Origin of the sequence: Hymenobacter citatus (assembly GCF_014333615.1) — a bacterium.
Taxonomy (GTDB): domain Bacteria; phylum Bacteroidota; class Bacteroidia; order Cytophagales; family Hymenobacteraceae; genus Hymenobacter; species Hymenobacter citatus.
Genome location: NZ_JACSCY010000005.1, coordinates 350,238 through 371,060 on the forward strand (window position 1 = coordinate 350,238; position 20,823 = coordinate 371,060).

Annotated in this window: 21 protein-coding genes; 6 read left to right on the forward strand and 15 right to left on the reverse strand. The window is 56.8% G+C overall.

The annotated features are described in order from the left end of the window. Positions 1–128: 128 nt before the first annotated feature. The 3 genes from H8B15_RS09560 to H8B15_RS09570 all read right to left on the reverse strand — a co-directional run bounded on the left by H8B15_RS09560 (position 129) and on the right by H8B15_RS09570 (position 2,245). Positions 129–725, reverse strand: coding sequence for a YdeI/OmpD-associated family protein (locus tag H8B15_RS09560; RefSeq protein WP_187319443.1), 597 nt, complete (start codon positions 723–725; stop codon positions 129–131). Positions 726–799: 74 nt separating this feature from the next. After that, positions 800–1,192: a RidA family protein gene (locus H8B15_RS09565; protein WP_187319444.1), complete on the reverse strand. Its 393-nt coding sequence runs from the start codon at positions 1,190–1,192 to the stop codon at positions 800–802. Positions 1,193–1,270: 78 nt separating this feature from the next. Further along, the gene (locus H8B15_RS09570) at positions 1,271–2,245 is read right to left on the reverse strand and encodes a helix-turn-helix transcriptional regulator (RefSeq protein WP_187319445.1); all 975 of its coding nucleotides are present in this window, start codon (positions 2,243–2,245) and stop codon (positions 1,271–1,273) included. A gap of 284 nt (positions 2,246–2,529) precedes the next feature. Between H8B15_RS09570 and H8B15_RS09575 the strand changes: the two genes are divergently transcribed. After that, entirely contained in the window at positions 2,530–3,744 is a 1,215-nt protein-coding gene (locus H8B15_RS09575; RefSeq protein WP_187319446.1) for an NAD(P)-dependent oxidoreductase, read from the forward strand. Positions 3,745–3,863: 119 nt separating this feature from the next. Here the strand turns inward: H8B15_RS09575 and H8B15_RS09580 are convergent, their stop codons facing one another. Continuing rightward, positions 3,864–4,694: a DUF1206 domain-containing protein gene (locus H8B15_RS09580; RefSeq protein ID WP_187319447.1), complete on the reverse strand. Its 831-nt coding sequence runs from the start codon at positions 4,692–4,694 to the stop codon at positions 3,864–3,866. Between the two features lie 215 nt (positions 4,695–4,909). Next, complete coding sequence (locus tag H8B15_RS09585; RefSeq protein WP_187319448.1) at positions 4,910–5,128, reverse strand: CsbD family protein; 219 nt, start codon at positions 5,126–5,128, stop codon at positions 4,910–4,912. 250 nt (positions 5,129–5,378) lie between these two features. Between H8B15_RS09585 and H8B15_RS09590 the strand changes: the two genes are divergently transcribed. Next, positions 5,379–6,929, forward strand: a complete 1,551-nt coding sequence (locus H8B15_RS09590) for a hypothetical protein (protein ID WP_187319449.1) — start codon at positions 5,379–5,381, stop codon at positions 6,927–6,929. A 110-nt stretch (positions 6,930–7,039) separates the two neighbouring features. Here the strand turns inward: H8B15_RS09590 and H8B15_RS09595 are convergent, their stop codons facing one another. After that, positions 7,040–7,381 carry a hypothetical protein gene (locus H8B15_RS09595; RefSeq protein ID WP_187319450.1) on the reverse strand — a complete coding sequence of 114 codons (342 nt, stop codon included), beginning with the start codon at positions 7,379–7,381 and terminating at the stop codon, positions 7,040–7,042. 161 nt (positions 7,382–7,542) lie between these two features. Between H8B15_RS09595 and H8B15_RS09600 the strand changes: the two genes are divergently transcribed. Next, positions 7,543–7,947: a hypothetical protein gene (locus H8B15_RS09600; protein WP_187319451.1), complete on the forward strand. Its 405-nt coding sequence runs from the start codon at positions 7,543–7,545 to the stop codon at positions 7,945–7,947. A 128-nt stretch (positions 7,948–8,075) separates the two neighbouring features. On the opposite strand, the gene gldJ is transcribed toward H8B15_RS09600, so the two are convergent. Continuing rightward, a complete protein-coding gene (gene gldJ / locus H8B15_RS09605; protein ID WP_187319452.1) occupies positions 8,076–9,323 on the reverse strand; it encodes a gliding motility lipoprotein GldJ in 1,248 nt (415 codons plus the stop codon). Positions 9,324–9,390: 67 nt separating this feature from the next. After that, positions 9,391–10,446 (reverse strand): PorP/SprF family type IX secretion system membrane protein, encoded by a 1,056-nt coding sequence (locus H8B15_RS09610; RefSeq protein ID WP_187319453.1) that lies wholly within the window; start codon positions 10,444–10,446, stop codon positions 9,391–9,393. Positions 10,447–10,671: 225 nt separating this feature from the next. Between H8B15_RS09610 and H8B15_RS09615 the strand changes: the two genes are divergently transcribed. Beyond that, positions 10,672–13,755, forward strand: coding sequence for an AsmA-like C-terminal region-containing protein (locus tag H8B15_RS09615; RefSeq protein ID WP_187319454.1), 3,084 nt, complete (start codon positions 10,672–10,674; stop codon positions 13,753–13,755). Between the two features lie 118 nt (positions 13,756–13,873). Beyond that, on the forward strand, positions 13,874–14,683 hold the full coding sequence (locus tag H8B15_RS09620; protein WP_246455367.1) for a DUF4382 domain-containing protein: 810 nt from the start codon (positions 13,874–13,876) through the stop codon (positions 14,681–14,683). Between the two features lie 62 nt (positions 14,684–14,745). Here H8B15_RS09620 and H8B15_RS09625 read toward each other — a convergent pair whose 3' ends face one another. From H8B15_RS09625 to fumC, 6 genes are all read right to left on the reverse strand, one after another. Further along, positions 14,746–15,375 (reverse strand): thioredoxin family protein, encoded by a 630-nt coding sequence (locus H8B15_RS09625; protein ID WP_187319455.1) that lies wholly within the window; start codon positions 15,373–15,375, stop codon positions 14,746–14,748. A gap of 102 nt (positions 15,376–15,477) precedes the next feature. Beyond that, positions 15,478–15,972 (reverse strand): DinB family protein, encoded by a 495-nt coding sequence (locus H8B15_RS09630; protein WP_187319456.1) that lies wholly within the window; start codon positions 15,970–15,972, stop codon positions 15,478–15,480. Between the two features lie 137 nt (positions 15,973–16,109). Further along, positions 16,110–16,571, reverse strand: coding sequence for a DUF6970 domain-containing protein (locus H8B15_RS09635; protein ID WP_187319457.1), 462 nt, complete (start codon positions 16,569–16,571; stop codon positions 16,110–16,112). A gap of 110 nt (positions 16,572–16,681) precedes the next feature. Beyond that, entirely contained in the window at positions 16,682–17,077 is a 396-nt protein-coding gene (locus tag H8B15_RS09640) for a diacylglycerol kinase family protein (RefSeq protein ID WP_343069146.1), read from the reverse strand. Then, positions 17,070–17,705 carry a GNAT family N-acetyltransferase gene (locus H8B15_RS09645; protein ID WP_246455368.1) on the reverse strand — a complete coding sequence of 212 codons (636 nt, stop codon included), beginning with the start codon at positions 17,703–17,705 and terminating at the stop codon, positions 17,070–17,072. The genes H8B15_RS09640 and H8B15_RS09645 overlap by 8 nt, the downstream gene beginning before the upstream one ends. 69 nt (positions 17,706–17,774) lie before the next feature. After that, on the reverse strand, positions 17,775–19,178 hold the full coding sequence (gene fumC / locus H8B15_RS09650; protein ID WP_187319459.1) for a class II fumarate hydratase: 1,404 nt from the start codon (positions 19,176–19,178) through the stop codon (positions 17,775–17,777). Positions 19,179–19,464: 286 nt separating this feature from the next. Here fumC and H8B15_RS09655 point away from each other — a divergent pair, with 286 nt between their 5' ends. Next, entirely contained in the window at positions 19,465–19,695 is a 231-nt protein-coding gene (locus H8B15_RS09655) for a hypothetical protein (protein ID WP_187319460.1), read from the forward strand. 426 nt (positions 19,696–20,121) lie between these two features. Here the strand turns inward: H8B15_RS09655 and H8B15_RS09660 are convergent, their stop codons facing one another. Continuing rightward, complete coding sequence (locus H8B15_RS09660; protein ID WP_187319461.1) at positions 20,122–20,556, reverse strand: hypothetical protein; 435 nt, start codon at positions 20,554–20,556, stop codon at positions 20,122–20,124. Positions 20,557–20,823: the final 267 nt, after the last annotated feature.

Below are 20,823 nucleotides of genomic sequence, written 5' to 3' on the forward strand. Positions count from 1 at the left end.
AGGCCGTGCGCGTGCTAACAGAAGAACGTCAGCACGCGCGGTTCCTCCCGCTGGTCGGAAGGGCGGCATACCTTGCTAAACACTTGAAGGGCCGCTACCTGAGCAACTTGCTCGGGTAGCGGCCCTTTTTATTGCGCCTTCCGGCTACGGGGTTGCTTTGGCTTTGGCGGCTGCCCCATTAGTTCTGCAATTTCAGAGATGCGCTTTTGGCGGGTTTCCGGGCGTTTAGCCAGCACCAGCCGGTACAGCATGTTCCGCTTCTCGGTGCGGCTCAGGCTGGCGAAGTGGGCTTCGGCGCCGGGGCGTTGTTGCAGGGCCTCTGCCAGGTCGGGCGGAATTTGCAGCGCTTCTGCCGCGTCTAGCAGCGTCCAGGAGCCGTTCTGCTTGGCCCGTTCGATGCTGGCTAGGCCGGCTGGCGCTAGCAAGTCGGCCGCTAGTAGGCGCTCTAACTTTTCTTTGTTGACTTTCGACCAGCCGCTCTTCGGCTTTCGGGGGCAAAAAAACTGCCGGTACGTGTGCTCGTCGATGGGCTCGGCCTTGCTGTCTATCCACCCAAAACACAGGGCTTCGTCTACCGCTTCCGACCAGGTGAGGGAGGGTATTGCCGATTTCTTTTTGCTATATACCAACCAAACACCTTGCTGCTCAGCATGGTGCGTTTGCAGCCACTCGCGCCAGTGCTGCCGGCTGCTTGGGCGAAAAACGGGTAGTTCTTTTTCAGCCATAGCGTATTTGTTGGGTTGAGAGGCTGGGCACAGGGTAGGCGGCACATCCTGGGATGCACCGCCTACCTTGCGGCTTACTTCACCACAGTGGCTTCCAGCTCTACCCCCAAATTAGCGTATAAGCCCTTGACCTCAAACATGGTAGTGGCCTGCTTGATGCCATGCTTGGCAATCCACTCCTGATAGACATCGCCGCAGGTAGTGAAAAACTCCATCATGGAGGTAGTAAAAACGTTCAGCCGGACAATACCCTGGCACTCGTACCCGGCCTCGCTAATGAGGTGCTCCAGGTTTTGGAAAACCTGGATAAGCTGCGTCCGCATATCGGCGGTGCTAGGCTGGCCGGCTTCGTTAATGGCTACCTGCCCGGAGCAGTAGAGGGTGCCCTCGGCCTGCTTGATTTCGACGGCTTGTACCGAGTTGGTTTGCTCTCCCCATTTCCAGGGGTCGATGGTGCGCTTTTGCATCTGCTTTGTGAGTTGAATGTGGGTGAAACGGCTGTTTGTCACTTGACTCTACAAAGGTCCGCGCGCCTACTGACAGCCCTATGTCAGCATCTTATCGGGGCCGCAAAAAAAGTTGTAGGCCCGTTGGGCCAGCTCGCGCAGGTGCTCCTGCAAAGCGGGCGGCTTCAGCACCTCGACGCCCCCCGCGTACGGCAACAGCCACGTAGCCAGATAAGGCAACGAGCCAATCAGCAACGTCATTTCCAGCTCACCATCAGGTAAGGCCTGCTCGTGCGTCCAGCCGTACTGCCGCTTAGTGTCGTGCAGGTGCTGCACCAAGGCCGGCGAGGCAGCTGCCAGCTGAAACCGCAGCACCACCTTTTCCCTACCCTGGCGGGCGGCCTCGGCGGCCCAATACTGCTGCAAGGTTTCGGGGCGGGCCGCAAAAACTTCGGTGCTGATTTCCAGCTGCTGAATCCGGTCGAGGCGGAAATTGCGGAACGCCTGCCGCAGCCGGCAGTAGGCCACCACGTGCCACTGCCGGCTTAGGTACAGCCCAATGGGCTCCACGGCCCGCAGGGTAGGCTGGTCGGTTTCGGCGCTCTGGTAGCGCAGGTGCACCAGGTGCTGCGTGGCCACGGCCGTTACCAGCTGCTGGTATATGTTCTGGTAGCCGGGCTGGCCCACTGGCCCCAGCACCTGAATGTGGGGCGTTAGGGTTTCAAGGTAGTCGCGGTCGGTGCGGCGCAGCACGGCCCGCAGCTTGTCCATGGCCGCGCCGCTGAGGCGGGCCGTGAGCGCGTCGGTGAGGTGAGCGGCCAGCTTCTCGGCCGTAAGCAGGGCAGTGGCTTCTTCGCGCGTGAATAACACGGGCGGCAGCCGGTAGCCATCGGCCAGCGAGTAGCCTACCCCCGGCTCGCCGTAGAGGGGTACCCCGGCCAGCTCCAGCGTGCGCAGGTCGCGATAAATGGTTCGCAGGCTCACGCCAAACCGCTCGGCCAGGGCTGGGCCGCTCACCACGCGCTTGGCTTGCAGCTGAATAAGAATAGCCGTGATGCGGTCGAATCGATTCATACGTACTTCAAAAATACGAGGACTATTGGGTAGGGCACGGCGGCAAGTTGTTGTCTTGCCGGGCAGCGCGAAGAATATGGAAGAGAAGGGCGCGAATTATACATGCCATGTGCATCGTGGAAAAGGGCAGCGAATAATATGGAGGAGAAGCCGTTTGCTGACCGAAGAGGAAATAGAAAAAGACCGATTACCGGCAGATAACTTCTCCCTCATATTCTTGGCTGCGCTCGGAATGACCGGATAATTTGCCTATTTGCCCCTACCCACCTCATCCGCTTCCACCCATGCAAAAAGTTAAACTCGGCGTCATTCGCGAAGGCAAAACCCCACCCGACCGCCGCGTGCCGCTCACGCCCAATAAGTGCGACGAAGCCCTGCACACCTTCCCCAACCTTGAGCTGGTAGTGCAGAGCAGCCACATCCGCGCCTTCTCCGACGACGAGTACCAGGCCTTGGGCATCACGGTGCAGCCCGAGGTAGCGGATTGCGACGTGCTGCTGGGCGTGAAGGAAGTGCCCGTGGAGCAGCTCATTCCTGATAAAACCTACCTGTTTTTCTCCCACACCATCAAGAAGCAGCCCGCCAACCGTGAGCTACTGCGGCAGGTATTGCAGAAGCGCATTACGTTGATTGACTACGAGTTGCTAACCAATGAGCGCGGGGAGCGGATTATTGCTTTCGGGCGCTGGGCGGGCATTGTGGGCGCCTACAACGGCCTGCTCACTTACGGACGCAAGTACGGCCTCTACCAGCTCAAGCCCGCCTACCAGTGCCAGGATATGGAGGACATGGAAGAAGAGTTTTTTAAGGTGAAGCGCCTGCCACCCATTAAGCTGGCTGTTACGGGCTCGGGGCGGGTGGCGCAGGGCGCCCTGGAGGTACTGCGGCGCATGGGCATCCGGCAGGTGAGCGTGTACGACTACCTCTACCTCGATTTCAATGAGCCGGTGTTTACCCAGCTGCGCAGCTCCGACTACAACGCCCGCCGCGACGGCCGGGTGTGGGACACGCCCAACTTCCATCAGCAGCCGGAAGAATACGTAAGCACCTTCGACAAATTCCTACCCGTGACGGATGTACTGATTGCCTGCGCTTACTGGCATCCGGCCGCCCCGCGCTTGTTCTCGGAAGCAGATACCCAGCGGCCCGATTTCCGCCCCCGCGTTATTGCCGATGTGACCTGCGACGTGAACGGCTCCATCCCGACCACCAAGCGCAGCACCACCATCTCGGCCCCCGCCTTCGACTACGACCCCGCCACCGGCGCGCTGCAACCGCCCTACTCGGCCCCGAGCCACCTCACTGTGATGGCCGTAGACAACCTGCCTTGCGAGCTGCCCCGCAACGCTAGCCGCGACTTCGGCCGCCAGCTCCTCGACAACGTGCTGCCCCACCTACTCGGCGGCGACCCACAGGGGATATTGGAGCGGGCCACCATTGCCCGTGGCGGGCACCTCACAGAGCGCTATCAGTATTTGCAAGACTACGTAGCTGATTAGTAGACCAGTGCATCGAATGAGGGTAGGGCGAGTGAAGTACAAAAAAGCAGTAGGCCCGCAGTAAGCCAATAAGCTATTGCGGGCCCTTTTATAAAAGGAACACTACTTCTTTTCGGGCCTTAGACCTTCTTGAGCACGGGGTATTTAGCCTGCACCAGCATATATAGCCCGTAGGCTATCAGCCCCAGCGCTACAATGCCCAGCACCACAGGGCCCATGCTAGCCAGCAGATCAAACGCCTGCTCTGTATCGCCAATGGCTGCGGCGCGGGACTGAAGCCCAGCTTGCACAAAAAAGTAGCCCGTAATGCCCAACACAATACCGCGAGCGGTGTAGCCTACCTGCCCCAGGCGGTACACTTTGGTTTGCTGATCGGCCGGGATGTCGCTGCTTTTCACGTTTTTGTGAAAGGTGCCGGAGTAGGCCCGGTAGATTTGATAGAGGCCCACCCCAATTGTTGCCAACCCGACCAGCATAATCAGCCACTCGCCACCAGGCCAGCTTAAAACTTTGCCCGTGAGTGTTTGGCGGGTATTGCTGTCGCTGTTGGAGGCAGTGCTCATGGCCAGCTGCGCTGCGTACCACGCCAAGCTGGCGTAGATGAGTCCGCTGGCAGCGTAACCTACGCGTCGGGCAATGCCCTTCGCACCGCTACCTTTGTCTTCTGTATCACGAAAGGCCTGCACCAGTCGCCACACAATGTATCCCAGCAGGCCAAACGCAATAAGGCCCAGCAGCACAGGACCGCCGGGTAGATCCTGCAACGTCTGCACGGCCTCTCTTTTGTCGGTGGTTTTGCCGTTTTGCTGGCCCGTAGCAGCTAGTAGAGCCAATAGGCCCATCAGCCCATAGACAAGGCCTTTGGCCGCAAAGCCAAAGCGCGCCAGCATCCGGATGCCCGATGATGGCGTGGTGGGAAGCGTAGCTTGGAGAGTATCGGTAGCAGACATGAGGGTAGGGAGAATAAACAGTTGTCGTTGCCCTTCATACGCCTAGTGCCGTGGTAAAGATTAGCTTACAACTAGCCTATTCCTCACGTTTCTGATGAGGCAGATAAACAGGTTCAGCCGAAACTACAGTATTGTACACTAAAAAGCCCCGCGCTACCTATGTAGCGCGGGGCTTTTTAGAAGGGCATAACAGTAAGCGGCTGCCCTACAATTCGCTAGAACGTGCGGTTAAACCACGCCTTGATGTCGTCGATGGTGTCGCCGGTTTTCTCCTGCAAGCGACCAAACCACTCATCCTGTTTGCCCTCGGCGTAGTCCAGGTCGTCGTCGGTAAGGTTACCCCACTTCTGCTTGGCTTCGCCTTTCAGCTGGTTCCAGTTGCCGCGCGTGCGCAGTTCGGTTTGGTCGTTGATTTTATTATCGTTGATGTCCATGAGTGAAAAAGTTAAAAATGGGTGGGAGAGAAGAGAAATAGGCTATGCGCCTGCTGCTTTATACGCAGGCGCATAGCGGTAGTTGTCGAGCTTGCCGAAGCGCCGCACCGGGTTGCGTGGGCGGTATCAAAAACGCTATATTTAGAAAGCCCTTTCGATTCTGCTATCTACCTAAAGTTTTATCATATCCTTACCCAATGATGCACTTTCTACCCCAGCGCCTGCCAGTTGCCCGGCGCACGCCGTAGCCATGGACGACCTCCGCACCACGCTCCTTACCTTCACACCCGACGACCGCAAGGAGTTTCTGCATTTTTTGCAGCGCCAGGGCCGCAAGCAAAAAGGCCGCCTCGACACGCGCCTGTGCGAGCTACTGCTACACCCACGGGCCTACCCTACCCCCGAGCTGCTGGCCCGCCTCTACCCCACGGAGCCCAATGCCGTGGCTTACTATGCCCTGCGCAAGCGCCTGCTACGCAGCCTCACCGATTTTCTACTATTACGCCAGCGTCAGCAGGACGCTACGGCCGCCTCGTCGGTGCGCGGGTTGCTTATCCTTGCGCAGTACCTGTTTGAAACCGGCGTGCCGCGCCTGGCTTGGAATACCCTGCGCAAAGCCGAAAAGCTGGGTCTGCAAAACGACCAGTTTGAGGCGCTCAATACGGTGTATAATCTACAGATTGCTCAGGCCCACCACGCCTGCGCCGACGACCTCACCGACCTGATCCGGCGTCGCAACCTCAACAAGAAAGCTGCCGACGAGGAAGAGCGCGCCAACATTGTAGATAGCCTGATGCGCCAGCGCCTACGTCAGTTGCGTGCCAAGGGTAGGGCCGGCGAGTCGTTTGATGCGGTGCTGGCCGACACCCTGCGCGAGTATGATTTGCAGGAAGCCTTTGCCCGGCGGCCAGCGCTGCTGTGCCGGCTGGTATCTATTGCACGCAGCGCCATGCTGGTGCGTCGCGATTTTGTGTCATTTGCGCCGTTTATTCTGCGTTGCTACCACCTCATGGAAAAGCGGCACGGCTTTGCGCCGGCCCAACGCCAGTATCAGTTACGCCTGCTCTATATGATTGCGCACGCGTTGTACCGCTCGCGCCGCTTCGAGGAAACCACGTGCTACCTCACGCACATGCAAACCCTGCTGGCCGAGAGTCCACGCACGCACTATCTAGAGATGCGCGCCCGCTACACACTGCTGCTGGCTGCTACCTATGCCTTCCTGCGCCGCAACCACGAAAGCATTCAACTGCTGGAAGCAGCCCTACACGATACCCGCCAGCCCCTACCCCTGGCCAACGAACTCACGGCCCGCCTGGGCTTGGCTTTTCACTATTTTGCTGAAGGCAAGTTTCAGAAAACCAATCAAGTACTCATCAGTATTGGCCGCTCCGACCATTGGTGCGAACAGCAAATGGGCTTGGAGTGGATGTTGAACAAGAATCTGGGCGAGATGCTGACGCTGCTAGAGCTAGGCCACGCCGAGCTGGCCCTCAACCGCCTCCGCGCCGTTGAGCGCACCGTGCGCGAACGGTCGCCCGAAGCCGAAGCTGGCCCCTACGCTTATGTGCTCAGCTACCTGGCTCGCGTCCGCGATATTATTGACAACCCAGCAGCGGCAACGCAACCCGCTTTTGCCGAGCAAGTACGTCAGATGCCCACTTTCCTACCCCTGGTGCGCGAAGACCTACAAGCTCTCAGCTTCTACAGCTGGCTGCACGCCCGCATGATGGGCCGTCCCTACTACGAAGTGCTACTAGAAGTAGCCAGCGCCTCGCCCGAAGGGCAGACACTCCATTAGAAATAATACAAAAGCCACATAGCAGCGGCTATTTATACAAGCAAAAAGCAGCTTTGCCACTGGGTGGCAAAGCTGCTTTCACAATGCAGACCGTTTGCACGGCAGCAAGTTTAGTCACGCTTGGCGGCATTCACTTCAGCCTTAGCATCAGCGGCAGCGGCATCAATTTTAGCGTCGGCCTTGTCGGCAGCAGCATCCATTTTGTTGCCGGCTTTCTCAGCAGCATTTTCAATGTCACGGCCAGTGTTTTCAGCTGCGTTTTCGATGGCATCACCAGCGTTGTCAGCGGCGGCTTCGGTGTTATCGGCAGCCGCTTCGGCGTTAGCTTCCACGTTGTCGGCGGCGGCTTCGGTATTAGCTTCTGCCTGGTTTTGCTCAGCTTGGGTGCACGAAGCCACAGAGAAGGTAGCGAAGCTGGCAGCTAGTAGCAGGGTTTTGAAAGGCATTTTCATGATTGCAGAGGAAATAAGGTGAGTTATAAGATCTTACTCTTAATCAAGGTGAGGCAGAAAAGTAACCCACTTCACGGGCGGCATTAACTTTTCTTTTTCAAAGACAGTATAGACAGCATACAGTCGCTCTCGACTTTCCACAGCTTTCAATCTCCTGTTTTATGGATTCCACTGCCTCCACTCCCCAAACGCCCCCTACCCCCACCGTACCGCTCGACGTAACAGAACAGCAAAAAGAGGTGCTTCTCGACGACACCTTGCATCTACTGGACGCCGACGTTACCAAAGGCAAAGACCAGCAGCATGGACTTGCCGAAATAGACCGCTGGGAAGAAGTGCTCCGCGCCTCCGACCATCCTGGTTTGGCTAAAATCATTCAAGAGCTAGCGGCCCTACGCGAGCAGCTCACAGCATCCGAGCGTCAAACCCACGACATTGCCGAAACGCTGGCCGTACTAGGTGCCGAAACCATCAAAGTGGCTGAAGAAGCCAGTAACAACTATACCAATCCGCTGAAGAAACTGGCAAAGCTTCTCATCCAACTCGGCAACACGTTGTCGAAGTAGGTAGCTGAATAAGCGTATAGTTGTCGATTTCAACTAAAAATCAGTAAGCAAAGAGCCCCAACCAGATGGTTGGGGCTCTTTGCTTACTAACACTACTAAAGCTGCGTAATTCAGATAATCTGCAATAGTTACTTGTTCGAACCAGCGTTGATCATGGCGCAGCGGAAACCGATGGTAGCAGTAGCCGAGTCTTCGGCCATGAAGCGACGCGTGCCGGGCGAGAGCCAGTAGGCTACGTCGCGCCAAGAGCCGCCTTTGTACACGCGCACATGGTCGTCGATGAGGGACTGGTAGCCTTTTTTGTCGTATTTATCAGCGGGGTCGAGGAAGCCGTTGCGACGGAAGGGGTTCAGGTCTTCCACATCTTCAAACGACAGCGGGCGGTAGATATCCTGCACCCACTCGTTCACGTTGCCGGCCATGTTGTAGAGGCCGTAGTCGTTGGGAGGGTAATTGTAGATGTACTCCGTAATCATGGCGCCATCGTTCAGAGCACCGGCAATACCGGCGTAGTCGCCGCGGCCGCGCTTGAAGTTAGCCAGGAACTGACCTTGCGTTTTGCCATAGGAGTTCCGCACCTGGCGACCATCCCAAGGGTAGATACGCTTATTCTCTTGGTTTTCATTGCCGGTTTCCTGCGTGCCGATGAGGGCCTGGGCAGCGTATTCCCACTCGGCCTCAGTGGGCAGGCGGTAGTTCGGCAGGGTGTTGCCGTCTTCAATAGAAGGCTTCTTGCTTTCGCCACCCTCGGCCGCGTCAGCAGCCGGAGCGTTCTTCTTACGACCAAACAGACCGCGCTTGCCGCCACCGCTGTCACCATCACCGCTCAGCCCGGCCAGGTTTTCGTTCACCTTCGATGTACGCCACGTGCAGTAGTCGTTGGCTTGCAGCCAGCTTACACCCACTACTGGGAAGTAGCGGAAGCCGGGGTAGCGCAGGTAGTAATCTACGTAGGGGTCGTTGAATGACAGCTCCCGTGCCCATACGGTGGTATCGGGAAGGGCCGACTGGTAGAACTCCTCCGACGAGTCTTTGCGCACGAAGTGCAGGTATTCCAGCCAGTGAATGTTCGCCACCTCGGCTTCGTCCATGTAGAACGAGGCGATGGTAACGGTGCGCTCCATGTTGTCGTGGGTCATGGCAATATCTTCCTCCGCCGAGCCCAGCACCGTACGGCCGCCCTCAATGAAAATCAGACCCGGACCTTCCGGAATACCGGCATAGTCGGCCACTTTCATCCCTTCCTCGGTATTATACTCAATACCGGTGGTGGAGCTGTACTTGCCCGGCTTGGTGGCGGTGCGTGGGCCACTTTTGCAGGAAGCCAGCGCACAGGCTCCTACAATGGCGAAACGCAGGTACTTGGAGAAATTCATGATCGAGTAGAAACTACCTGTGATAGAAGATTTTATGAAAGGCAATTCGGTGCAATGTTACAAAAAGCTAGTATGCCGGGCAAGGTGCTACGGGGTAGTTGCGCCGTTTCAGGCGCCGCCAAGCCGCTTCCAGCCGGTCGAAGTTCCGCAGGGCCAAGGACACTTCGTGCGCCCCACCCAAATCGGCACTCAACGCGCTCAGACTAGCGTCGTAGCTATAACCGAGCCGAAATGCACCAAAACTCAGGCCAACAATTCCGGTAAGCAGCTGCTGCGGATGATTTGAGCCCGGCAACGGCACGCCCCGGTACACGGCGCCTACCGTTACTGGCGTGGTGGTGAAGTAAAAACCAGCCTCTGTGCGCTGCAAACTGCCTTGCCGGGTGTAACTAACCGTTGGCGTGAGGCTGATTTCGCGTGCTTCGCCCTTGATAACGCTTTTTGCAAAAAAATATTTGTAGCCCGCGTTAAAATTCAGGCGAATGGGTAAAATACTTTGCTCCACGAAGCCCAGATCGGGTTGGTTGAGGTGATGCGCGGCCACGCCTACCCAGGCGCGCTCGGTATACAGTACCATACCCGTGCCAAGGGTAAAATAGTTCACCGGGTTATACTGCAACAACAGCGGATCGGTTGAGGGCCCACCCAAAATAGTGCCGTCGTCGCTGATCTGGTCGCCGAGCAGCAGATTGCCGTAGCTGACGGTCTGCCGGCCGTAGCTGACGCTGGCGCCGGCACTCAGCGCCACCTGCTCGTTGAGACGCATGTGGTAGGCGTAGAGGCCGCCTACCTGAAACTTGGTGAGGCCTAGCGCCCCGGTGCGGTCTACGTTCAGGAGTAGGCCCACGGCGCTGCGCTGGTCAGCAAAGCGGTAGTCGGCACCGAGCTGGCTGGTCTGGAATGTGCCGGCCAGGGTAGGGAACTGGTTGCGGTAGTTGAGCGTAACACTATAATCGTCAAGCAGTCCCGTATAGGCCGGGTTGGTATGCAGACGCGAGGCGTAGGGTTGCGCAAAGTACATATCCTGCGCCTGCGTGGTAGTCATACTGGCTACTACGGCTACCACCGCAGCGGCTAGTCGCAGCGCCCATCGCTCTTTCCCCTGTGTAGATGTTGTTGCCATACTGCTGCTGCCCTAAACGCTGGCCCTACCCTATTTGGTACGCTGCGCTGGAAACGCGCCCCGAAAATGCCAAATTCCTGGCGCTTTATCTGTTTCAGTCTGTTAGGACGTTGTAGCCAATGAAAACCGGCTATCGGTTGTGTGCTACTTTTGCATGCGTGGCTGGTCTGGCACTGGATTCGCTGCCAAATAGTTACTACCCTTTCTTCCTGATATTTTCTTCCTATGCGTAAATTTCTGATTGGCCTGCTGATTTTTGTGGTGGTGCTGGTAGCCGCGCTGGCCGCCGCGCCGTTTTTGTTTAAAGACAAAATCAGAGCGGCGTTTGATAAGCAGCTGGCCGCGCACGTGGCCGCCAAGGTGGAGTACGACCCCAGCCAGATCAGCGTCAGCTTGTTCCGCGACTTTCCGAATCTGGCTCTGAGCGTGGAGAACCTGCGCATCATCGGACAAGACTCCTTTGCCCGCGACACCCTCGCCTACCTACCGGCCCTGCGGGTAGGCATGGACCTGATGAGCGTGGTGAGCGGCGACCAGATCAAGGTGAAATCGGTGGAGCTGGACGAGCCGGATATTTCGCTGCGGGTGCTGAAAAGCGGCCGCGCCAACTGGGACATCTTCCTGTCTGACTCAGCCGCGGCAGCCAAGACCGATGTGGATACCTCGGCGGTGAGTGTGGCTATTAAGGGCTGGCAGATCAACAACGGCCACTTGCGTTACAACGATCAGTCGATTCCGTTTGCGATGGAAGTGCGCCACGTGAACCACACCGGCTCCGGCGACTTCGAGCAGAACATCTTCGACATGACCTCGCAGACCACGGCCGACGGTTTCCGGATGACTTACGCCGGCGCCAACTACATCAATAAGGCGAAGCTGGATGCCGATGTGACGATGGCGATGGACCTGGATAAGATGCTGTTCACCTTCAAAGACAACAAGGTGAAGCTGAACGATTTTCCGGCGCAGTTTGCTGGCAGCGTGGGTCTACCCAACGCCACCGACATCACTTACGACATGACCTTTAAGGCCCTGGAAACGGACTTCAAGAACGTACTCAGCGTAGTGCCGGGCATGTATTCGGAGCAGTTCAAGGATATTAATACGACGGGCAAGATTGCCTTCGATGGCTACCTGAAGGGCGTGCAAAACGAGCTGCGGATGCCGGGCTACGGCGTGAACCTACAGGTGAAGGACGGTATGTTTAAGTACCCGCAGCTGCCGGAAGCCGCCCGCAACATCAACGTGGACATGGTGGTGGACAACCCCTCGGGCTTTACGAACAACGTGAAAGTCAACGTGAAGCAGTTTCACCTGGACCTCGGCAAGAACCCGATTGATGGCAACGTAGCCATTGATGGCCTGGAGCCGATGAAGGTAGACGGCCGCGTGAAAGCCAACGTAGACCTGGCCGAGATGACCAAGGTATACCCCGTAGAAGACCTTACCCTGCGCGGGCAGCTGTTTGTAGATGCCGTGGGTAAGGGCACGTATTCCGAGACGCAAATGCCGGTGGTGAATGCTAAGATGAACCTGACCAATGGTTACGTGAAATCGAAGCAATTCCCCGCGCCCATCCAGAACCTGACGCTGAACGGCACCGTGACCAACACTACGGGCCAGGTGAACGACACGCGCATCAACATTCCGCAGTTCAAGATGCTGCTGGATGGCGAGCCGCTGGAAGGCCGCCTGGCCGCCCAGAACATCGACAAGCCGGTGTTCGACGCCGACATTCACGGCACGGTGGACCTTACCAAAATCACCAAGATTTTCCCGCTGGAAGGCATGACCGTGACGGGCCGCCTGACCGGCAATGTGGCCGCCAAGGGTAGCATGGCCGATGTGGAAGCCGAGCGCTACCAGAACGTGAAGGCCTTGGGCACCGTGAATGCCAGCAACGTGACCTACAAAAGCACCGACCTGCCCCAGGGCATGCGCATTACCAAGGCCACCGCTACCTTCAACAACGACCAGATTGTGCTGAAGGACATGGCGGGCTTTGTGGGCTCGTCGGACATTGCCGCGTCGGGCGTGATTAGCAACTACCTGGGCTACCTGTTCACGCCGGGCCAGTCGCTGAAAGGCAACCTGACCGTGAACAGCAACCGCTTCAACGTGAACGAGTGGATGGTGGACGAGGTGAGCGAGAAGCCGACCACTGGCGCCGTAGCCGCCACCAAAGCGCCTACCACCGCCACCCAGGCCGACGGCGTGCTGCAAATCCCGAAGTACTTCGACCTGACGCTGAACAGCAACGTGAACCAGGTGGTGTACGACAATCTGAAGCTGAACGACGTGAAGGGCCAGGTAGTGGTGCGCGACGAAGCCGTAAAGCTCAACAATTTGAATTTCAACACGCTGGGCGGCTCGTTTGCCACCAACGGCAGCTACAGCAGCAAAAACCTGCAACATCCAAAATTCGATCTGGGCCTGAACATCAAGAACCTGAACTTCCAGAACGCCTTCAATGCCTTCAACTCCATCAAAACGCTGATACCGCTGGCCAGCAATCTGGAGGGCGTGTTTTCGACCAACTTCAATGTGAGCGGCGAGATGGGCCAGGATATGATGCCGGTGTATAGCACGCTCACGGGTAAGGGCTTATTTGAGGTAGTAAGCGCCGCCGTGAATAACTCGCCGGTGCTCAACACCATCAGTTCACTTACCCAGGTGCAAGCGCTCAAAAAGTTTGCGGTGCAGAACAAGGATGTGGCCGCCGAAATCCTGAACGGCAACTTTGTAGTGAAGCCTTTTGACGTGAACGTGGGCGACATCAAGATGACCGTGGGCGGCTCCAACAACGTGAACGGCAACCTAGAGTACGTCACAGCCATCAACATGCCCACCGGGCAGGTAGGCAACGCCCTGCAAAGCAAGCTCACTTCGCTCACGGGCGTATCCAATATCAAAGGTACCGACCGCGTAACGCTGGGACTGAACATTGGCGGCACCGTGAAGGACCCGAAGGTGAAGCTGACCACCGGCAGCGTGAAAACCCAAGCTGCGGACGTAGCCAAGAGCCTGGTAGGTGGCCTGGTAGACAGCAAGCTGACCAACGCCAAACAGGCCGCTGCTGCCAAAGCCCTGCTCAATCAAGACAGTGCCCGCGCCGAGCTAGCCAAGCGTCAGCAAGAGCTGCAAGCCAAGGCGCAGCAAGAAATCGAGAAGAAGCGTCTCGAAGCCGAAACCAAGCTGAAAGAAAAAGCAACGCAGGGCCTCAACAACTTGATTTTTGGCAAGAAGAAACCAGCTTCTACCCCGACCCCTACCCCGGCGGCCGCTGATACCACCAAGGCCAAGCAATAGGATTTTACCTTGAAACTGTGGCTGAATTTTTGTCGTAAGTTGGTCACTTCTGAGCGGCAAGCACTTCACCGGAAGTGCTTGCCGCTTTTTTTAGTCTCTTTCCTTACCCACTTACCGAATGAAAACAACGCGTCTGTTTCCGTTGGCCCTAGCGGCCCTGTTGGCTTTAGGCGGCTGTAGCAAAGATTCTGGCAGCAATATGGCCAAGATGGAAGTGCTACTGGCCGATGCGCCTGGCGACTTTAGCGCCGTAGTGCTGGATGTACAGCAAGTGCAAATTCACACCGACGACACCAACGATGAAAACGGCTGGCAGAACTTGTCGCTGCTAAAAGCCGGTCAGTATAATGTATTGGATTTCGTGAATGGCCGCTCGGCCCTGCTGGCCAGCGCCGATTTCCCGCCCGGTCGCATTTCACAGATTAGGTTGGTGCTGGGTGCCAATAACTACTTAGTTACCCGCGACGGCACCCGTTACAACCTGAAAACGCCCAGCGCACAAACCTCGGGGCTGAAGCTAAAAATTGACGCCGACCTGACGCAGGACGTGACCTACACCGTCCTCCTCGACTTCGACGTAGCAAAGTCCATCGTGGAGCGCGGCAATGGCAACAAAGCCGATAAAGACCGTTTTTTGTTGAAGCCTGTTATCCGGGCCATTACGACGGCCGTGGCCGGCGGCATCAAGGGTAGCGTAACGCCCACCACGGCGCAACCGCAGGTATTGGCCATTCGCACTTCTACAACGCCCAACGACACGCTCAGCACCTTCGCCGACGCCTCGGGTGGGTTCCTGCTACGCGGCGTACCCGCCGGCACCTACCGCGTCGAACTCTTCGCTCCTTCGCCCCTGAAAAACGTGGTGCGCACCGGCGTGATAGTCACGAATACGCAGATTACTGATCTGGGCAACGTAGATCTAAAGTAGACTACACTGATTTTTTACAACACAGAAGGCCGTTGTGCAATGCGCAACGGCCTTCTGTGTGATTACTGTAGTCCTTGGAGCAGTTCTAGCATTTCCTGCTGCAACGTCTGAGTTTTGTCGTGGGCGTACCAGGCATGCACGCGGGCGATGAACTCGTCGTGGTCTACCCCCTCTGCTTTGGCCTGGTTTACAATATCCTGCGCAGGTGTGGGCCGTGGACCCCACTGGGCTACTTCCTCCAGCGTGTCGGCACGGAGCACGATAAGGCGCGGAATGGCACGGCTAGTGCCAGTGAGGTAGCGGTCCATCAGGTCCAGGTTTTCGTCGCGCAGCAGGTAGCGCGTGCGGATGTTGCCAGCCGAGGCCTGGGCTATGTGCTCTAGTACGGGCACAATCTGGGCGGCGTCGCCACACCAGCCTTCGGTCAGAATCAGCCACACCAGGGGGTAGGGCACGTGCGCGGCGGCATCGGCTAGTTCGGGTAGCACGTGCGTCGTTTTGTCGAGGCGCGACATGCGCTGCTCGTTCAGCTTGGTGTACTGTACCAGTTCCTCGGTTTGCTGCGGACCGGTGGTTTTGCCCTGGGCCAGTGCATCATCTACTAGTTGGCGGTAGGCGGTGTAGGAGTAGGAAGCCTCCAGGCGCTCGGAGGGAAGAACGGGGGTAGGCGTGGGCGGTGAGAAATCGGACATTGAGAGGTAGAAGAAGGATGAAAAACGGAGTTCCTACCCCTTAAACAGCAAAAGCCCCTTCCGGGATAAGCAGAAGGGGCAAAAAATTAGCTGATCAATAGGTTACAGGCTCACCACCTGCCCCGCGTCGAGCTGGCGGCAGTAGGTGATGAAGTCGGTATTGATGGGCTCTAGGCCCGCGTAGCGCATTTTGATGGCTACCTGGCCGCGGTGGTAGTTGGCGTGCACGGGCATGTGGGTAAAGATGTCCGACACCACGCTCGTGAAGCCGTCGCCGGCCGAGTTGGTGTAGGTGATGGTGCGGCTCAGCTCGACGTCATCGGCGGCGCGCACCATACCCAGCCAGCGCTCCGAGGTTTGCTCGTGCATGCGGTGTAGCTCTTCCAGCGGGTGCTCCTGCCACACTTTCACGGGGCTGGGCGTGTTGGTGAGGCGGCCAATCCAGATAAACTGCGCATTGAGCACGTGGCTGAACAGGCGCAGCACATTAGCCGGAATAGGCTGGCCGGTTTCGGCCACGGTTTTATCGAGGTGACGCAGCAGCGTGTCGTTGGCCCACACGTTGTACACGGCCAGTTTTTCGTTGGTATTGATCATAGGGTGAAGTTGTTAATTTTTGAAGTTGTGAATTGGTGGAGTGCGCAGCGAAATTAGATAGTGTTTGCTTCGCCCTTCTGCAAAGCACGCACACAGATTCTCAACTTCACAATTTCACCCCTCACCATTTCACCATCTCACCGCTGGTCGGTCCAGACGAGCACGCCGCCGGTGCGGCGTTTTTCAAAGTCGGGGCAGTTGCCGTCGCCCTTGCCCGTAAGGCCGCCGTCGGGGTGACACAGGACTTTGCCAGCCGTGTCATAGAGCGTGCTGAACTGATCGGCGCCACTGGTGGTCTCGTAGTACACGGTCTGGCCGCGGTACTCGTAGCGGTACACCTGCGCAGGCGGGTTCAGCTGCCGTTTCGACTGAATCTGCTGGATGCGCGTATCCAGCCAGCCGGGCCGGCGAGTGGTATCCAACGGCATCTCATCGTTGGGTACTGGCACCACCGTATTGGCGCTAGTGGGCGCCGGGGTAGAAAAAGGTTTAGCTAGACCCGTATTAGGGTCGGTAGTGGGAGTATTTACATCAACCCGGCTGCATGCCGCGCCAGAGAGTAAAGCAGCTGCCAGCAGCAGCGAGTAGGAAAGACGCATAGGACGATAAGCAACGAGCCGTAAGGGAAAAGCATGAGAAGGCATGCCATTGCTGAACTTACGCCGTTAGAGCACAATGGTTCTTCGTTAGCCTTTTACTGTTTGCCTTATCATGACAGCAGCCGCGGCACGAAAATAAGCAGCCCGACTACCAACGCACCCAACGCTGCCAGCAGCACCGCGGCAGCCGCTACGTCCTTGGCTTTACCCGCCAGTGGGTGGTAGTCCGGCGACACCAGATCTACTACCGCTTCCACGGCCGTATTCACTAGCTCAGCGCTCCATACACTCCCCACAGCGGCAGCCACCAAGGCCCATTCCGTGCGGGTGATGTCGAAATAAAAGCCCAACCCAATAACAACCACCGTTGCGAAGGCATGAAAGCGCAGGTGCACTTCGGAATGCAGCGCCGCCCCTACCCCCCGGAAGGCATGTCCGAAGCTGGCAATACGCTTGCGCAGCAACGACTGCCGCCGCGCCCGATCCGATGCAGACGGCTCAACCACGACTGTCGAACTCGTGAAAGACGGTTTGACGCAGCTCGTCCCACTCCGGCCGCAAAATGCTGTAGTACACCGTGTCGCGGCGCTGGCCATTGGGTAGGGCCATGTGGCTGCGCAGGGTGCCCTCCTCGGTGGCTCCCATGCGCACCATGGCCTCGCGCGACTTCTGGTTGCGGGCATCGGTTTTCAGTTCTACCCGCTCGCAACCCAGCTCGCCAAAAGCGTAGTGCAGCAGCAGGTGCTTAGCCGCCCGGTTGATGCCTGTGCGCTGAAACTCCGTGCCCAACCACGTCCAACCAATTTCCAGGCGACGGTCGGTCAGCGCCATGTTGCCGTAGCTGGTGCAGCCCGCAATGCGGCCCGTTTCGCGGTCAATAATCACGAAGGGGTACCGCTGCTTATCGGCCCGCGCCCGGATGCTCTGAGCCACGTAGGCGGCCAACTCCACACTATTGCGCGGGGCCAGCGTAGTCATATAGCGCCAGATTTCCTCATCAAAAGCTATTCGCTTGAGGTACTCGAAATCGGACGTTTCCAGGGGGCGCAGCCGTACGCGGTTGTTTTCGAGGATGATGTCGCGGGTGTAGTCCATAGGCGGGGTAGAGCAGGGATGGTCTTGTAAAGATGCCAAAAAAAGAAAAGCCGCCCCGCCAGGGTAGGCAGAGCGGCTTTGTCAGCACATGTTAGAAATGCGCTTATGTTATTTCGGCAGGTCGCCTACCATGTCTTCAGGCTTCAGCCACTCGTCAAACTGCTCGGCCGTGAGGTAGCCCAATTGCAAAGCGGTTTCCTTGAGGGTAGAACCGTTCTTATGAGCAGTCTGAGCGATTTCAGCAGCTTTGTAGTAACCAATGTGCGGGTTCAGAGCCGTTACCAGCATCAGCGACGAATCGACGTGCTTCTTGATGTTGGCCTCAATAGGCTCGATACCCACAGCGCACTTATCGTTGAACGACACGCACACATCGCCAATCAGGCGGGCCGAGTGCAGAAAGTTGTAGATCATCACCGGTTTGAACACGTTCAGTTCGAAGTGGCCCATGGAGCCGCCTACCGTAATAGCCACATCATTGCCCATTACCTGAGCGGCTACCATTGTCATAGCTTCGCACTGGGTAGGGTTCACCTTGCCAGGCATAATACTGGAACCGGGTTCGTTGTCGGGGATGTGCAGCTCGCCGATGCCGGCGCGAGGGCCGCTGCTGAGCATACGCACGTCGTTGGCAATCTTCATTAGCGCTACAGCCACCGTTTTTAGGGCACCGTGGGCTTCCACAATGGCATCGTGGGCGGCCAGGGCCTCAAACTTGTTCTCGGCTGTTACGAAGGGTAGACCCGTGAGGTCGGCAATGTGCTTGGCCACGTTTTCGGAGTAGCCGGCAGGCGTGTTGATGCCCGTGCCCACGGCCGTGCCGCCCAGCGCCAGCTCCGAGAGGTGCGCCAATGTATTTTTGATGGCGCGCAGGCCGTGGTCGAGCTGCGACACGTAGCCCGAAAACTCCTGCCCCAGCGTTAGCGGCGTGGCGTCCATGAAGTGCGTGCGGCCAATTTTCACCACATGCATAAACTTCTCCGACTTCGCCTTCAGCGTGTCGCGCAGCTTCTCGATGCCGGGAATGGTGGTTTCAACTAGAATCTGGTAGGCGGCAATATGCATGGCCGTCGGGAAGGTGTCATTGCTCGATTGCGACTTGTTAACGTCGTCATTCGGAGCCAGCACCTTTTTCTCGTCAGTGAGGCTGCCGCCTTGCAGCACATGACCACGGTAGGCCACTACCTCGTTCATATTCATGTTCGACTGCGTGCCCGAGCCCGTTTGCCACACTACCAACGGAAATTGGTCGGCCAGCTCACCAGCCAGGATTTCATCACACACTTTGGCAATTAGCTCAGCCTTGTCGGCAGGTAGCACGCCCGCGTCGCGGTTAGTGAGAGCTGCGGCTTTTTTGAGGTAGGCAAAGGCCCGGATGATTTCCTTAGGCATCCGGTTGATGTCCTGGGCAATCTGAAAATTCTCGATAGAACGCTGGGTCTGAGCGCCCCAATAGGCATCGACGGGGACCTGCACGGTGCCCATGGTATCCTTCTCGGTACGAAACTGCATAAAAGCTAAAGAGCTAGGTGGAGAATTGATTACGGGGTAAAAGTACGCAACAGCAACCACCCGCAACGGTTATACCCCGACCATTTGCCTCGAAGCTGCGTACAATTATGTAGCATGATTCTATTCGATGCGCGTGGGTAAGAACTCCTACCCCCAGAACAACTAGGGAGTATAGCCAGTAACCCTACCTCATCAGAAACGACGCTACTCTTGCCGCAGTCTGGACTTACAAAGGTCATGCTGCCGCGTATACATCAATATCACACCCAAACCAAGCACAACATCCATGAGTCAGCACCCCACCAACAACGACCAAGAAAACGACAAGTCCACCGCTGCGGCCAACGGAGTAGTAGGAAATACCACCCACGAAGACGACTCCTATATTCAAGCACCCGAAGGCGTGCTGAGTGACTACAGCGACGTAGAAATAGAAGTGGAAAAGCGGGATCTACCAGAAACCCATACGCCCGGCAGCGCCACTACCCCCGAAAACGGCGGCGGTTATAGTGGCTAGGTAGTTCGTTGCTTTCTTAAAAAAGCCACCTGGATAACTAATCCAGGTGGCTTTTCTAGTTTCTACAGCTGGTCTTCTAATTGCGGTAGCACTGGGTAGGGTCTAGGCTTGTGTGCCAGTGTTGCGGCTGCGTACCAAGCGTGTTGCTTCTGCTATTGAATATGGTTATAGTGCATTTACTTATCTGTATATGATAGCCCCACAGCCGAACGAACTGAAATAGGCGCTCCAGTTATTGTTCTCGCGGGCTAGGGGCACACCACCTACTTTGCAGTGTTGCATCATTCCTCATCGGGAACCGCAACGAGCAATGTAGAACGACAGCGAGAAAGCGTGTAAGAGCTAAAAGAATAGCAAGTCTTCGAAGCTTAAGCTAGTCATTACACGCCACAAATGAATAAAAGCACCAAACGTTGAGTTCTACCTCTATTGCCCCTGTGTCTGCCGCGCACGCATCTGCTCTTGCATTGAGCGTTTCTTCAATTGATACTGCCGAAACTGTTCTGGAGTCAGAGCCGCCTTCAACTGGCTTTCAGAAGAAGTGTTAATGCGCTTCAGTTCCGTGAGTAGGGCTGTCCGATTGTTCACGTTTTTCCGTTGAGCATCCTTTACTTGCTCCACCGTAGCTGAGAGAATGGCCCGAACGCGTACTTGCTGATCAGGCCGCAGCTGCAACTCCTCCGTCATCACATCCGTCAGATCACGTGCTCTAGCAGCCGATACCCCAGTAGATACTGTGGGTGTAGAGGTGGCGGGAACGGATTCTACTACAGCAGTGGACTTTGTTTTATTGCGTCGAGCGCAGCTAAACAGTAGTGATGAAAGAACTGCCAACGCTAAAAAAGTACGGGAAACAGACATACAAACAAGATAGAAGTGTGCTTCACATACGTGAAACCGCCTGTCTGTGGTTATTTCTAATTCTTCTAGAAAATAATAGACTTAATAAGACAAAGTAATAGTCAGGTCACTGCAATGATACAAGGCTCAGAAACAGTAGTCTATTCGATTGTCATATCATAGCATATGGATGACCTTATAATGACTCGGACCCCGGCCGCATCCCTGGGGTAGGGACGCGGGCCGGGGCCCGAGCGCACAAAATAAAGTTGGCGGCGACCTACTCTC

What these genes read in the sequence shown, in the direction of transcription:
- H8B15_RS09580 (WP_187319447.1), bottom strand. Translation starts at nt 4,694, where the DNA reads ATGTCTGCTACCGATACTCTCCAAGCTACGCTTCCCACCACGCCATCA.
- H8B15_RS09635 (WP_187319457.1), bottom strand. Translation starts at nt 16,571, where the DNA reads ATGCGTCTTTCCTACTCGCTGCTGCTGGCAGCTGCTTTACTCTCTGGC.
- H8B15_RS09620 (WP_246455367.1), top strand. Translation starts at nt 13,874, where the DNA reads ATGAAAACAACGCGTCTGTTTCCGTTGGCCCTAGCGGCCCTGTTGGCT.
- gldJ (WP_187319452.1), bottom strand. Translation starts at nt 9,323, where the DNA reads ATGAATTTCTCCAAGTACCTGCGTTTCGCCATTGTAGGAGCCTGTGCG.
- H8B15_RS09565 (WP_187319444.1), bottom strand. Translation starts at nt 1,192, where the DNA reads ATGCAAAAGCGCACCATCGACCCCTGGAAATGGGGAGAGCAAACCAAC.
- H8B15_RS09625 (WP_187319455.1), bottom strand. Translation starts at nt 15,375, where the DNA reads ATGTCCGATTTCTCACCGCCCACGCCTACCCCCGTTCTTCCCTCCGAG.
- H8B15_RS09575 (WP_187319446.1), top strand. Translation starts at nt 2,530, where the DNA reads ATGCAAAAAGTTAAACTCGGCGTCATTCGCGAAGGCAAAACCCCACCC.
- H8B15_RS09630 (WP_187319456.1), bottom strand. Translation starts at nt 15,972, where the DNA reads ATGATCAATACCAACGAAAAACTGGCCGTGTACAACGTGTGGGCCAAC.
- H8B15_RS09660 (WP_187319461.1), bottom strand. Translation starts at nt 20,556, where the DNA reads ATGTCTGTTTCCCGTACTTTTTTAGCGTTGGCAGTTCTTTCATCACTA.
- H8B15_RS09615 (WP_187319454.1), top strand. Translation starts at nt 10,672, where the DNA reads ATGCGTAAATTTCTGATTGGCCTGCTGATTTTTGTGGTGGTGCTGGTA.
- fumC (WP_187319459.1), bottom strand. Translation starts at nt 19,178, where the DNA reads ATGCAGTTTCGTACCGAGAAGGATACCATGGGCACCGTGCAGGTCCCC.
- H8B15_RS09585 (WP_187319448.1), bottom strand. Translation starts at nt 5,128, where the DNA reads ATGGACATCAACGATAATAAAATCAACGACCAAACCGAACTGCGCACG.
- H8B15_RS09590 (WP_187319449.1), top strand. Translation starts at nt 5,379, where the DNA reads ATGGACGACCTCCGCACCACGCTCCTTACCTTCACACCCGACGACCGC.
- H8B15_RS09600 (WP_187319451.1), top strand. Translation starts at nt 7,543, where the DNA reads ATGGATTCCACTGCCTCCACTCCCCAAACGCCCCCTACCCCCACCGTA.
- H8B15_RS09570 (WP_187319445.1), bottom strand. Translation starts at nt 2,245, where the DNA reads ATGAATCGATTCGACCGCATCACGGCTATTCTTATTCAGCTGCAAGCC.
- H8B15_RS09610 (WP_187319453.1), bottom strand. Translation starts at nt 10,446, where the DNA reads ATGGCAACAACATCTACACAGGGGAAAGAGCGATGGGCGCTGCGACTA.
- H8B15_RS09595 (WP_187319450.1), bottom strand. Translation starts at nt 7,381, where the DNA reads ATGAAAATGCCTTTCAAAACCCTGCTACTAGCTGCCAGCTTCGCTACC.
- H8B15_RS09655 (WP_187319460.1), top strand. Translation starts at nt 19,465, where the DNA reads ATGAGTCAGCACCCCACCAACAACGACCAAGAAAACGACAAGTCCACC.
- H8B15_RS09560 (WP_187319443.1), bottom strand. Translation starts at nt 725, where the DNA reads ATGGCTGAAAAAGAACTACCCGTTTTTCGCCCAAGCAGCCGGCAGCAC.